The sequence below is a fragment of the Ferruginibacter sp. SUN106 genome (assembly GCF_050611765.1).
GTDB lineage: Bacteria > Bacteroidota > Bacteroidia > Chitinophagales > Chitinophagaceae > Ferruginibacter.
Genome location: NZ_JBODJC010000003.1, coordinates 808353 through 822503 on the forward strand (window position 1 = coordinate 808353; position 14151 = coordinate 822503).

11 protein-coding genes are annotated in these 14151 nt (G+C 37.2%); 5 read left to right on the top strand and 6 right to left on the bottom strand.

Features of this window, described 5'->3' with window-relative positions; translation table 11 throughout:
* The first annotated feature begins 5 nt into the window (after positions 1-5).
* From ACQ334_RS14995 to ACQ334_RS15005, 3 genes are read left to right on the top strand one after another with little or no spacing between them, the layout of a single operon-like run.
* Positions 6-2372 (top strand): TonB-dependent receptor, encoded by a 2367-nt coding sequence (locus ACQ334_RS14995; protein WP_430989053.1) that lies wholly within the window; start codon positions 6-8, stop codon positions 2370-2372.
* Between the two features lie 18 nt (positions 2373-2390).
* Positions 2391-3437 carry a sensor histidine kinase gene (locus ACQ334_RS15000; RefSeq protein WP_430989054.1) on the top strand — a complete coding sequence of 349 codons (1047 nt, stop codon included), beginning with the start codon at positions 2391-2393 and terminating at the stop codon, positions 3435-3437.
* A gap of 3 nt (positions 3438-3440) precedes the next feature.
* On the top strand, positions 3441-4199 hold the full coding sequence (locus ACQ334_RS15005; RefSeq protein WP_430989055.1) for a LytR/AlgR family response regulator transcription factor: 759 nt from the start codon (positions 3441-3443) through the stop codon (positions 4197-4199).
* A gap of 117 nt (positions 4200-4316) precedes the next feature.
* Here the strand turns inward: ACQ334_RS15005 and lipA are convergent, their stop codons facing one another.
* The 3 genes from lipA to ACQ334_RS15020 all read right to left on the bottom strand — a co-directional run bounded on the left by lipA (position 4317) and on the right by ACQ334_RS15020 (position 7432).
* On the bottom strand, positions 4317-5240 hold the full coding sequence (gene lipA / locus ACQ334_RS15010; protein WP_430989056.1) for a lipoyl synthase: 924 nt from the start codon (positions 5238-5240) through the stop codon (positions 4317-4319).
* A gap of 235 nt (positions 5241-5475) precedes the next feature.
* Entirely contained in the window at positions 5476-6273 is a 798-nt protein-coding gene (locus ACQ334_RS15015) for a hypothetical protein (protein ID WP_430989057.1), read from the bottom strand.
* A 745-nt stretch (positions 6274-7018) separates the two neighbouring features.
* The gene (locus tag ACQ334_RS15020) at positions 7019-7432 is read right to left on the bottom strand and encodes a PPC domain-containing DNA-binding protein (RefSeq protein WP_430989058.1); all 414 of its coding nucleotides are present in this window, start codon (positions 7430-7432) and stop codon (positions 7019-7021) included.
* Between the two features lie 224 nt (positions 7433-7656).
* Between ACQ334_RS15020 and msrA the strand changes: the two genes are divergently transcribed.
* On the top strand, positions 7657-8319 hold the full coding sequence (gene msrA, locus ACQ334_RS15025) for a peptide-methionine (S)-S-oxide reductase MsrA (RefSeq protein ID WP_430989059.1): 663 nt from the start codon (positions 7657-7659) through the stop codon (positions 8317-8319).
* A 176-nt stretch (positions 8320-8495) separates the two neighbouring features.
* Here msrA and ACQ334_RS15030 read toward each other — a convergent pair whose 3' ends face one another.
* Positions 8496-10241, bottom strand: a complete 1746-nt coding sequence (locus tag ACQ334_RS15030; RefSeq protein WP_430989060.1) for an ABC transporter substrate-binding protein — start codon at positions 10239-10241, stop codon at positions 8496-8498.
* 54 nt (positions 10242-10295) lie between these two features.
* On the opposite strand from ACQ334_RS15030, the gene ACQ334_RS15035 reads away from it, so the two are divergent.
* Positions 10296-12062, top strand: a complete 1767-nt coding sequence (locus tag ACQ334_RS15035; RefSeq protein WP_430989061.1) for a M1 family metallopeptidase — start codon at positions 10296-10298, stop codon at positions 12060-12062.
* Between the two features lie 291 nt (positions 12063-12353).
* On the opposite strand, the gene ACQ334_RS15040 is transcribed toward ACQ334_RS15035, so the two are convergent.
* Together ACQ334_RS15040 and ACQ334_RS15045 are read right to left on the bottom strand one after the other, a co-directional pair.
* Positions 12354-13055, bottom strand: coding sequence for a C40 family peptidase (locus tag ACQ334_RS15040; RefSeq protein WP_430989062.1), 702 nt, complete (start codon positions 13053-13055; stop codon positions 12354-12356).
* Positions 13056-13398: 343 nt separating this feature from the next.
* A complete protein-coding gene (locus tag ACQ334_RS15045; RefSeq protein WP_430989063.1) occupies positions 13399-13947 on the bottom strand; it encodes a hypothetical protein in 549 nt (182 codons plus the stop codon).
* Between the last annotated feature and the right edge of the window lie 204 nt (positions 13948-14151).

The following is a 14151-nucleotide window of genomic DNA, read 5'->3' on the forward strand; positions in this document are numbered from 1 at the left end:
CACTTATGAAGAAAGTATTTTTTTTAAGCATACTCTTTTTTTCCTTTCTCATCATTAAAGCACAGGATGCTGCATTTACACAAACCATAAAAGGTGTGGTGCTGGATGAACAATCTGGTAATGTGTTACAAAATATTACCGTATCAGTTGAATCATTGCATTTAAATGTGATCACAGATGAAAAAGGAAATTTTAAATTGGCTAATGTACCGGTCGGAAGACAAAATATAAAGATCAGCGCAATTGGTTATGAAGATGTTGTAGTGCCAAATATAGAAGTAACATCATCCAAAGAAGTTGTATTAGAAATAAAGCTGAAGGAAAGAGTAAAAAGACTAGATGAAGTAAAAGTGATATCGGGCAGATCAAAATTAAAAGCATTAAATGAAGCGGCTATCGTTAGCGCCAGGCAGTTAAGTACTGATGAAGCTTTTCGGTATTCAGGTACCCGTAGCGACCCCAGCCGCATGGCGCAAAACTTTGCCGGCGTAAGTGGCGGCAATGATGCCAGGAACGATATCATCATCCGTGGCAACTCCCCTGCAGGTGTATTGTGGCGTATGGATGGTATTGATATTCCTAATCCCAATCACTTCAGTACATTGGGTTCTACCGGTGGGCCGGTAAGTATTTTAAACATCAACACTTTAAAGAATTCCGATTTTTTAACCAGTGCTTTTCCATCGCAATACGGTAATGCTTTAGCTGGTGTGTTTGATTTAAAAATGCGTAATGGCAATAACGAAAAAAATGAGTTCCTGGGGCAAATGGGTTTTAATGGGTTTGAATTTGGCGCAGAAGGTCCGTTGAATAAAAAAACAAAAGCATCCTACCTGGTAGACTATCGTTATTCTATGGTGGCTACATTGCAAAACCTTGGCTTAAATTTTGGCACCGGCTCTGCCACACCTTATTACCAGGATGGCACTTTTAAAATTAATCTACCTACAAAAAAACTGGGTACGTTTAGTTTGTTTGGCCTGGGAGGAGAAAGCCATATTCATTTTTTACCGGAAAGCCAGGGCAAGGATAATTTATATTCTTCCAATGATGGCAGTATCAGAGACCGGGATTTCAAATCGTTGACTGGTGTATTGGGTTTATCCAACACTTATTTTTTTAACAGCACTGCATCAGGTAAAACAACCTTTGCTGTGTCAGGATTATCATCAAAATATTCCGAAACTATTGTAGACGGCAACAAACCAAATACATTGGCATATTATAAAAAGAATGAACAAATAAAATATTCTGCCGGTTACACTTTCAACAAAAAATTTAATTCCCGTAACCAGTTAACTACAGGTTTTACAGCAGACATTAATCAATTAAAATTAAGGCAGGATTATATTAAAGACGGTGACTCTGTACTGATAACATTGGTAAACAGCAACCAAACCGCAACGCTGTTAAAAACCTTTATCAATTTCGGGCATCGCTTTACAGATAAACTATCTACTAATCTTGGGCTGTATTACCAGCAGTTTACTTTTAACAATACACAAAGCATTGAACCGAGATGGAATATCAAATACCAGTTTAAACAAAACCAGGCTGTTTCATTTGGCGTCGGATTGCATAGTCAAACGCAACCACTGGAAGTATATTTCTATCAATCAAAAAATAATTCCGGGCAAACTGAATTCACTAATAAAAACCTGGATTTTGTAAAAAGTGTGCATGGCGTTCTCGGTTATGATATCAGCTTTTCAAAACAGTTCCGCTTAAAATCCGAAATATATGGGCAATATATTTATAATGCCGCAGTAGAAAAAACAGCCAGCAGTTTCAGTATGTTAAACTCCGGTGCCGATTTCGCCTTTCCTGATAAAACCAACCTGGTAAATAATGGTAAAGGTTATAATTATGGTATAGAATTAACGCTGGAACATTTTTTACACAAAGGTTTTTACTGGCTGTTCACCACATCTGTTTTTCAATCGCAATACAAAGGCAGTGATAATGTATGGCGCAATACCGCCTTCAACAGTAATTTTGTGATCAACGCTTTAGGTGGAAAAGAATTTAAATTAAATAATAAAACCACTTTTGGTATTGACAGTAAAATAACGGTCACCGGCGGGCAGCGTTACACACCATTCAATATTACAGCTTCGCAAAATGCCGGTTATGTTATTTATAAAGAGGATGAAGCATACAGCCAGCAGTTGAATACTTACATTCGCTGGGATTTAAAATTCTCTTATATCCGCAACCTTAAAAAAGTTACACAAAAATGGTATGTAGATCTGCAAAACCTTACCGGCAGGGAAAATATTTATATCAGAACCTTAAATCCAAAAACAGGAGGGGTAAACCAGATCAACCAGATAGGATTTTTTCCCAATATAAATTACCAGATCACCTTTTGATTTGATTAACTTTACGCTATGCGGAAAACAAATTGCAGGATAGGATTTAACGACGGCATGCTGATGGTTATCGGCATTCCGTTGTTAAGTTTTATCATCCCGATTGTTTTTTTTAACTGTCGGTTTAACAGGTCACCATTTTTAACCTGGGATAAATATTTTACAACAATGATGATCACTACCGTTATCTGGTTAGGTAACCGGTACATTATGATTTACAGCCGTAAAAAATATTCAATTTTTGATGAAGTAAGAAAACGTATTATATTTCAATCGCTGCTGATGTTTATTTTTACTGTTACTGCAAATACCGTTGTCGGTATTTTTACCAAAGAAATTTTTGCAGATGAGCATGCTGCATATTTCAGTGAAACAGATATACTCATACACTCCAATTCTGCAGCTTTATTTTGTACTATAATGATCATCGCTATTTATGAGAGTATTTATTTTATGCATGAACTGCGCCATTCAGTAGAAGAAACAGAAAAATTAAAAAGAGAAAATCTTGCCGCTCAGTTAAATGCATTACGCTCCCAGGTAAATCCTCACTTTCTGTTTAATAATTTAAACACCCTTAGTTCTTTAATTCCGGAAAGCCCTGATCATGCAGTGGATTTTGTGCAACAATTATCAAAAGTATACCGGCATATATTAGAGGTGAAAGATGAAAAAAGCATTTCTTTAAAAGATGAACTGGAAGTATTGAATGCTTACACCTTTTTATTAAAGACCCGTTTTGATAAAAACCTGCAGGTAAACATCAACATTCCGCAAGAAAAATTACAAAAGAAAATTGTACCACTTTCGCTGCAGATATTAATGGAGAATGCTATCAAACACAATATTGTTTCGTCAGACAAACCATTGCATATAGATGTGTTTACAGAGAATGGCAGCCTGGTGATCAGCAATAACCTGCAAATGAAAAACCAGGTAAATGAATCCACCGGTATTGGCTTAGAAAATATCCGCAACCGGTATAAACTACTGAGCGATGCACCGGTAAAAGTTACAGAGAACGAAACTAATTTTACTGTTTCCATTCCACTGATCGATAATTAATTTATGAAAGTTGTAATTATTGAAGACGAAACTCCTGCAGCCAACCGGCTTTCAAAATTATTGCTGAATTTCAGTGATGAAGTGGAGATCATCCATAAAGCAGACAGCATAGAGTCCAGTGTGCGTTATTTATCTGCTGCACAGAATATCGACCTGATATTTATGGATATTCAATTAGCCGACGGATTGAGCTTTGATATTTTTGAGAAAGTAAAAATCACCACACCCGTTATCTTCACCACGGCATTTGATCAATACACTTTAAAAGCATTTAAAGTAAACAGCATCGATTATTTATTAAAGCCTATCGATGAAAATGAGCTATATAAATCGCTGGAAAAATACCAACAACTCTATCCTAAAACAGCAAACAATTTTTCTGATAAAATTTTAAAGCTGATGCAGGATATGAATGCCATAAAATATAAAGAACGCTTACTGATAAAACGTGGACAGCAACTGAGTTATTTAAAAACCGAAAGTACGGCATATTGTTTTGCTGATGGAAAATTATGTTACGCTGTAGATTTTAATGGCACTAAATTTTTATTAGAAAGTAACCTGTCGCAATTAGAAGAACAATTGCAGCCCGATAATTTTTATCGCATCAACAGGCATTTGTTAGTAAATATTGAAGCAGTAAAAAAAGTACACACCTGGTTAGGCGGGAGATTGAAACTGGAAATTTGCCCGCCAACAACTGCAGAAACCATAGTAAGCAGGGAGAGAGTAAACGGGTTTAAGGAATGGCTGGGAAGGTAATCTGATAATTGATAATTTTTTAATGGATAATGAATAATGTTCTTAATTTGAAATAGCTTTCATTAATCTTAGTACCCAATTATTCATTATCTCATTAGCAATTATTCATTACTGAAATTATCCATTATTCTTTTCTCCCTCCCACTTATTTCTTCCCCAACCTTTAATCACATGTTTTTCGCTATGGTAAGAGGAACGAACCAATGGACCGCTTTCTACATAATCAAAACCTAAATTATAGCCTATCTCCCTATATTCAGCAAATTCATCAGGATGAACAAAACGGGCAACAGGCAAATGTTTTTTTGTTGGCTGTAAGTATTGGCCAATAGTCACCACATCAACATTGCTGGCGTACAGGTCTTTTAAAGTTTGTATTACTTCTTCTTTCTCCTCTCCTAATCCTAACATGATACCGCTTTTGGTACGCATGCCACCCTCCTTTAAGATCTTTAAAGTTTCCATACTTTGCCAGTATTTGGCTTGAATACGCACCTGTTTGGTCAAGCGTTCTGTAGTTTCAATATTATGGCTCACCACTTCGGGTGCAGCATCAATAATGCGTTGTATATTTTCTTTCTCTGCTTTAAAATCAGGGATCAACGTTTCTAAAGTAGTCTGAGGGTTTAAAGCTTTTACTGCTTTAATAGTATTGAACCAGATAATGCTGCCGCCATCTTTCAATTCATCTCTGTCAACTGAAGTAATTACAGCATGTTTTACTTTCATCAGGTTAATGGCTTCTGCCACACGTTGCGGTTCGTCCCAATCCACTTCTAGCGGCCTTCCGGTGGCTACATTGCAAAAACCACAACTCCTGGTACAAATATTTCCCAGTATCATGAATGTAGCAGTTCCTTCGCCCCAGCACTCGCCCATATTAGGGCAATTGCCGCTTTCGCAAATGGTATGCAGTTTATGTTTGTCTACTAAATTTCTAACATGTTTATATTCTTCTCCAATAGGTAATTTAACCCTTAACCAGTTTGGCTTTTTAGGTTGCTGCTCTACTGTTCCATCTATTACCGGTAATTCAATCATTTGATTTATGATTTATGATTTCAGATATATGATTTGCGCAACCTGATACCGGTGTTGCAAATTCCTCAATCCTGAAAATTTACTAATGAACTGCAAAGGTAAGAAGTAAAGAATTAAAATAGTACTGTACTGTGGGGTAGTAAATATAGTAGCCAAGATGGCATAATACAATATATCACCATCGCTAGTCCCTTTTTAATCTCAGCTAAAGTTTCCTTTCAGGAGTTAGCAGGCTTTATTTCCTCTTCCCAAACATTAAAGCAAAATACGCCGAAAAGAAAAATTGCTTTTCCTTGGTATACAGCATCTGGGGAATTTTTTTGGAATAAAACTCGGCAGTTACACCTACTTCAATGGCACTTACCAGTTCGTTTAATTTTCCGTAATCAAAACGCACTGCAGGCTTAACATAAACACCCGGGGTTAGTTTTAAATGATTCCAGCCGGTACCAAAGTTGGGGCCTGATGCTGAAATATCGTTATATGCTCCAACAAATAATAAACTATCCGGTGAGTCATATTTCACAAAAGTTCTTGTTCCATTCTTATCTACTTCCACTTCATAAGGTCTCAGAAAGCCAAGCGTTAATCCGCCACCCAGGTTACCAGTGACACTTACGCCATTTTTATTGCTTTTATTTCCCAATAATATTTGTTGTTGTACACCTAATTTAACGGGATAAAAAAAGTTGAGCTTACCATAAATAAAAGGCGCAGAAAAATTTGCCAGGCTCGTCAGTTTTTCTTCTTTTTGATGTTTACGCTCGCTTATTTCAAACTGGTACAACATTGCTTTCTTAATTGATTTGGCCCTGCCGATTTCAAAAAAAGCACCATAGCCATCACTGGTAAGTTTTACGCCATAGGCAGTTTGCTTTTTATAAGCGATCACACCCTCCTCTTCTTGCTTGATCAAGGCATCAATACGTTTACGTTTTTCTTCTTTTTTGGCTTTTTTGGTATTTTCTTTTCCCTGTGCAAAAAGGCCTGTTGAAAAAGATAATACCGCCAATATAAATAGTAATTTTTTCATGTGCATGTTTTACTTACGTAAATTTATGTAAAAATAGCTTGTAGTTGGTAAAGATGATACTTTTGACAAAATAACCGCTGCATTTAACAAAAATTAAAACATAAAATAGCAGAGGCCGCTCAATTACACCTGGTAATAAAGAGAGGGCTTCGCTACCCGGCACCCTTCGCCTGCTGCCCTCCTGTGAATGGGTATAAATTACGGGAAATTTTGCCTTGCGGAATGAAATCCCTTTTTTAAGTTTTATAGCAGCTGCTACCATTTGTTTTTAAAAATCAAGCTTTGGATTGTATAAAGAATGAATAGGGTTTGAATTAATATAAACATTACAAACATGATAGCAAACCAAATGCTTATTCCATCATATTGCTGAAATGCCTCCCAGCTTGAGTAATCATAATACCGTCGTGGTTTCATTGGAGATGCTTTCCATAATGGTACAAAGAAATGACAGACAAAGAAAAATATCAATAATAAAACAGTAACAATTACATGAACTGTCAATATTTTTTTATTCCCGCTTTTTCTTGCGCTTAATGAGAAATGGCAGAGATACAATATCCAGCAAAACAACAATACTGCTATGCCGAAGTGAAAAGTGCTAATTACAAAGTAAGTATCATATAAGTGAAAATCAAACGTAGTGCCAGGGAAACAAAATTTTTGAACCACTAATAAAATAATGGGTACTATCAACAACCAATTCTCTATTCTTAAAATACTTTTCATACCTGATTGTCAATTACTAATTACTTTTCACTTCTTCCACCTGCAATTCCTCCCATGGGGTGGTGCCATCTTTTTCTCTTTTAAAAACAAGGTCATTACCCGACAAAATGACAATTTCGGCCGTGGTATAAATTTTGCAATCATCCATCAAATGCCCGCCAATAGTTTTACCGGTGCTGTCGCTGATGCTGATATGTATATGTGAACCATTAACAGAAACTGTTCCCGTTAAACTTACAATTTCAAAATGCCCGCTGTCGCTGCTGCCGTTGGGCTGATTGGCAAAACGGATATTATAATTGGTGAGGCTGCCCACACAGGTGCTGATCCAGCCGGCTTTAATTTGTTTTTCAGTAACCAGCTTTTGTATTTCCCGTTTCAGGTCTTGTCCGGGTTTTAAGCGAAAAGCATACACTTTTACAGATTCCATTGGTGGTTGATTTTTATGCTGGCATGAAGATAAGCCATAGAATAAGAAGCTTATAATGCAAAGTTTTAAAAAACCATATTGAGCAATACAATGCCGTAAGAAAGTTGAGGAAAGTACAATTAATGATCTCATACAATTTAAATCGGGTTTTGTTAAACTTAATTGAACGCCAATTGTTTTGCAAACTAACTAAAATAACTTTGCGTATATTAAACAAACAAAAAATGATGTTCAGATCAATATTTCTTTCGTTCCTGGTTTTTACAGGATTATATTCCTGCGCACAAAAAGATAATAATACAACAACAAAAATGGAGAATAAAAAAATGACAACAACTAACAATTCAGCTACGATAGACACGGCAACTTTTGGCACTGGTTGCTTCTGGTGTACCGAAGCCATTTTTCAACAATTAGAAGGTGTGGTAAGCGTAACCAGTGGCTACAGCGGCGGCACCGTGGTAAACCCCACTTACGAAGAAGTATGCAGCAAAACCACCGGCCATGCAGAATGCCTGAACGTGGTGTATGATTCTTCAAAGATCACCTATGATGAATTGCTGGAAATTTTCTGGCAGGTACATGACCCTACGACTTTAAACAGGCAGGGGGCCGATGTTGGCCCGCAATACCGCAGTGCAATTTTTTATCACAATGAAGAACAAAAAGCTAAAGCAGAAAAATACAAAGCCGAATTAGATAAAAGTGGTGCATGGGATAACCCGATTGTAACTACCTTGGAAAAATTTGAAGTGTTTTATCCTGCAGAAGCCTATCATCAGAATTATTACAACAATAATAGCAACCAGGGTTATTGCCAGTTTGTAATAAGGCCTAAATTGGAAAAATTTGAGAAAGTGTTTAAGAATAAATTGAAGAAACATTAAAGAGAATACTCAATAATCAATGTACAATGTTCAATGTTCAATTGAAACGCATAGTATAATACTCTGAAATTTCTGCTGAGTAGATAACCCTGAGAGAACTGCGTTTTCATTGAACATTGAATATTGAGCGTTGAACATTGAACATTTGTATTTTCATACTTTTGCTATCCAATAACTCACTCTATCCGCATTTTCCGCAACTCCAATAAATTTAAACTGTTTGGTGGAAAATTTTTTATGTTGGTATGCACTAAGTGAATCGCCATATCGTACCACAGCGGTACCACAGGTGCGTCTTCAATGATCAGTCTGTCCATTTGCTGATAGAGCGTATACCGCAGGCTATCATTCTTTTCTGATAAAGCTTTTTCGTACAACAGATCATAAGCTGCATTTTTGTAGCGGGTATAATTAGGCGGCGCAGGATTTTTACTATAGAAAACACTCAGATAATTTTCTGCATCAGGATAATCAGCTATCCAGCTGCCACGAAAAAATAAGGCTTGCGATTTTGAAGTTTGTTCCAGCAACAAACTTTTCTGCACCACTTCCACTTCAATATTAATTCCAATTTGTCGCAGTTCGTTGGCAATATAACTTCCTAAATCACCATAAATGGGAATAGTGAGTAATTTTATTGCAGGTAAATTTTTACCGTCTGCGTAACCGGCTTCTGCCAGTAATTGTTTGGCTTTGGCTACATTGTATTGATAACCTTTTACATTTACTGAATCAAAAGAAGGTAAACCGCAGGGTACAAAACCACTCTCAGCTGCAATGCCAATAGAATTACGTAAATACAACATCATCTTTCTCCTGTCGAAACCATAATTGATCGCTTGTCTTATTTTCTGCAAATGCAAAGGAGAATTTTTTACCAAAGGATTTTGTTCATCTACCAAAATGCCTAAGTATTCTATATTGAGATAAGGTTGCTTTTGCAATTCAATTTTACCTTCCCATATTTTTTTCAGATTACCTGTTTTAGTAAGCACTTCATCTTTAAAAGAAGGATCGATATCGTCTATAAAATCCAAACGGCCCTGCTGAAATTCTAAAAACTCTGTCGCCTTGCTATCATAAAAAGAAACTTTAATGCCATCGATATGCGGCAATCGTTTTCCTTCTGCATCTTTTTCAAAATAGTTGGGGTTTTTCTTCAACACTAATGCCTGCCCTTCTTCCCAGGCAACAAAACTAAATGGGCCACTGCCCACAGGATGACGGCGAAAATCGTTGCCATATTTTACTACTGCTTCTTTGGGTACAACGGAACAATACTGCATACTTAAAATACCAAGTATGGATTGAAATGGCCGGATCAGTTTTAATTGAAATGTAGTATCGTCAATGGCTTTAAAGCCATCAACAGAATCAACCCTGTTGTTAAATATCCATGCACCCGGACTGGCCGTATTCTTATCCACAATTCTTTTAAAACTGTACTCCACATCATGTGCAGTTAATTTTCTGCCTTTGTTATTTGTAAAGCAGGCATCGTCTGCAAAAAATACATCATCTCTTAAATTAAAAGTAAAAATTAAATTATCAGGAGATATCGTCCAGCTTTTTGCCAACGATGGTGCCAGTTGCATGGTGCTGTCAATTTCCACCAAAGTATTGTACAGCTGGTGTACGCTCCACATCACTTGTTTATTTTTCGCAAAAGCCGGATCAAGTGAAGCCAGGCCGCTGCTTTCGTTGTAGTGAAATATTTTTTTGTTAGCATGCTCATGTGAATTACAGGAGAATGCAAAAATGGATAATATGATAATGGATAATGGATAATTTTTTATAACTGCAAATGTATTCTTCCGGGTAAATCTGTGCAATCTGTGGCGACCTTCATTTTCGCCGAAGGCAAATATTTTTGATTTTCTTGTTATGGCAATTATTGATGAACGGAATTGTTTTACAGGCATAGTTCAATATATTCGTCATAAATTTAGACAATCAAAAATAAACCTGCCAAAAAGATGTTGCCTCTAAAAAAAATCATTGCCGTTTTCGCTACATTATTCATTATCTCATTATCCATTATTCATTTACAGGCACAGCCTTTAAAAAAGATGGCGGCCTTTACGCATGCAGATACATTGCGTGGCACTTATGGCCCTTCAAGAGATTGGTGGGATGTGTTGAAATATGACCTGCATGTGAAATTTAATATTGTGGATAGCACGATAAGCGGACAAAATGTAATGAGTTTTAAAGTATTGAACACCTCATTAGAAATACCAAATGGTAACCATGGACTTGCACAGAAACGAATGCAGATTGATTTACAGGAACCCATGATATTAGATGGCGTCTCAATTATTTCTCACATAAGATCAAGTTCTCAAACTCAAACTGCTATAAAATATGCAGCTGAAGAAATAAAATTTACAAGAGATGGGAATGCATATTTTATTGATTGGAGTAAGCAAAATTTAAAGAAAGGTGAGATCTATACTATAAATATTTTCTACCACGGCAAACCCCGTATTGCCCGTCGTCCACCATGGGATGGAGGATTGATCTGGAAAAAAAGTAAAGATGGCAGCCCCTGGGTGAGCATTGCCTGCCAGGGCCTTGGTGCAAGTGTATGGTATCCGTGTAAAGATCATCAAACAGATGAACCTGATAGTGCAGAGATGCATATTACCTGCCCGGATAGTTTGATGTGCGTAGGCAATGGCCGCTATCGTGGTAAAATAAATAATGGTGACGGTACGGCTACTTACGACTGGGCAGTTACAGAACCGATCAACAATTATAATATCATTCCATACATTGGCAAGTACACGCATTTTAGTGAAGTGTACAAAGGTGAAAAAGGCGACCTGGATATGGATTATTGGGTATTGCAGGAAAACCTTGAAAAAGCCAAAGTACATTTTGCCGATGCCCCAAGAATGATCAAAGCATTTGAACATTGGTTTGGCCCCTATCCTTTTTATGCCGATGGTTATAAATTGGTAGATGCACCGCATTTGGGAATGGAACACCAGAGTGCCACGGCTTATGGTAACGGTTATCAGAATGGCTATTTGGGCAGAGATCAAAGCGGCACCGGTTGGGGATTGAAATGGGACTTTATAATTATACATGAAAGCGGCCACGAATGGTTTGCCAATAATATCACCAGTAAAGATATTGCCGATATGTGGGTACATGAAGGCTTTACCAACTACAGCGAAACCTTGTTCACCGATTTTTGGTATGGTAAAGAAGCAGGCAATGCGTATTGTATTGGTACAAGAAGAGGTATCAGGAATGATATCCCCATCATTGGCCCCTACAATGTAAACCAGGAGGGCAGTGGTGATATGTATCCTAAAAGCGGTAACATGCTGCATAGCATCCGCCAGGTAATTAATGATGATGAAAAATTCAGGATGATATTAAGAGGATTGAATAAAACTTTCTATCATCAAACAGTTACCACAAAACAGATAGAAGATTATGTGAGCAAACAAAGCAAGATCGATTTCAGTAAAGTATTTGACCAGTATTTGCGTACTACCATGATTCCGGTATTGCAATATAAAATTGAAGGCAATAAAGTTTCTTATCGTTATGATAGTGTGGTAACGGGTTTTAATTTACCACTTAAAGTTTCTTTTGGTAAGGAAGATAAAAGTGAGCAATGGATAAAACCAACCGCCACATGGCAGACCTTGAGTTTAGCTGATTGGTACGATAAGAAAACCTTTGTGGTGAATCCGAATTTTTATGTGAAGAGCAGGAAAGTAGAATAGAGAAATTCCACGGAGATGCACTGAGAAGACACGGAGATACACTAAGTTTCTCTGTGCATCTCTGAGGTTCCTTTGTGTATCTCTGTGGCACAAAATAAAAAAGCCAATAACCACATAGCAAACATTAAGTGGCGAGGAAGGTGGAGTAGAGAAATTACACGGAGATGCGCTGAGAATACACAGAGTATCACAAAGCTCTCCGTGAATCTCTGAGATTCCTTTGTGTATCTCCGTGGCACAAAATAAAAAAGGGAGCCTCTCAGCTCCCTTCTAATTTTCATAGCAAATAATTTACTGCTGCGTCACCCTGCCTCCGCTAATATATTTTCTGTTGTAATAATCTTCATCCAGGCTGCTGATGGTTACACCACCATGTACACTGCTGTGTACAAAATACCCATTGGCTAAATAAACACCTACATGGCTCACCCCACCTCTTGTATTAAAGAACACCAGGTCGCCTTCGGTTAAATTTTCTCTTTCTACTTTGTCACAAATGGCATACTGATCTTTTGCAGTCCTGGGCATATTCAATCCATAAGTTTCATTCAGTAATGCACCGGTAAAAGCACTGCAGTCAATTCCTTTTTTGCTGGTGCCTCCGTAACGGTAGCGGGTTGCCCACCAATCTTCAATTACAGTGTATAATTTAGTGTTTGTGATCAGTTCCACATCCACATCCATTAACTGGGCATATTTAAATTGTAACGCGGTACAGCTTTCAATAAAAGTACCGGAAGTAGCAGCAGTTTTTTTATAAGTAAGCTTTGTAACTGTAGCAGGTGCAGGCTTAACTGCAGGCTTGGTTGCCCAAACATCAGGTTCGGCGGTAGACTGGGCGTCACGCTTTATTTCAATGCCTTCAATAAATTGTACGGATTTTTTTTGTGGCCCCACAAACTTCACTGAATTAACAGCGGTTTGGGCTTTAACGGATATTGATGTTCCTGAAAATATGCCAGCGGCAACAGAAACAAAAAATAAGTGTTTCATACGTAAACTTTTGGTTTAAGCGTATGTACGACTTAATCTTGTGTTCTTTGGTCGTCTGATTCTTCTTTAATTACGCTGTTTATCTAATCTGATCTTTAAACCTTGTCCTACAAACTAATTAATAAATAAATTTTTTCTCTAATGCTTGGCAAAGGTACGCCCCATTACCGGGATATACAAGCTTTTCAGGCATTTTTATCGGTTTTAATTAGTTAACGTATTGACAGTAAAATAATTGCAGCGCAAATCCTTTTTAACAAATTCATTGTTATCATTGGGTAAATTACAAGTAAAAGCCGATGCCAGCAGCGTTTCAAAGGTGGCAGGAGAAAATCCGGCAGCATCATTTACTGCTTTTATCTACGCCAATACTCATTTTTTGTAAAACCGTTTCCTCGTTATTGTACTTGAAATAAATATAAATGCCTTTATAAGCAAGGCGGAAGTTATGCTCCATATAGCTTTCTGATGAGGTATAATCCTTCAGTTTTTCACGAAGTGTCTTCCAGTCAAGGTTGCTGGAGATCTTTACTTTTTCAACCTCCATTTTTCCCGCAAAAAAGCCCTTAGGCGATACGGCGTTGGTATCCCCCGCTGATATGTAAAACTGTACTTCGGATAATATTCCTGAGGGCAATTTATCATCATTTTTTTCAAAAAGAACGATGCCCAAATTATCGTAAGTGTAAGTGGTATTGTAACCAGGCCTTTTGCGTTCTGCCATGCCCAGGGTTACGCTTGCCACATCCTTGCGCCACCCTTCACTTATAACAGCTTTATTGATGGTGAATTTGCCTGCTTTTATTATTACTGATATTTTATCTGCCGCAGGCTGGGCAAATATTGCAGTAACAGTAAAGAGAAAAAGTATGGTGCTAAGTAATTGTTTCATAATATGGTCGTTTGATATCAAAAATAATCTTTACTGCAGCCGTTGAAATACCCACCAGTTGGTATATTTAAACCGATGCATTTGTTTGTGGAAAAAACAGCACCCGTGAACAGTTTTAATGAACGATATTTGTATTTCAACCATCATAAAATTTTAGAAATTAAAACCGATAAAAAGCGTTTTTGCTTATTGCTAAATTTAAGG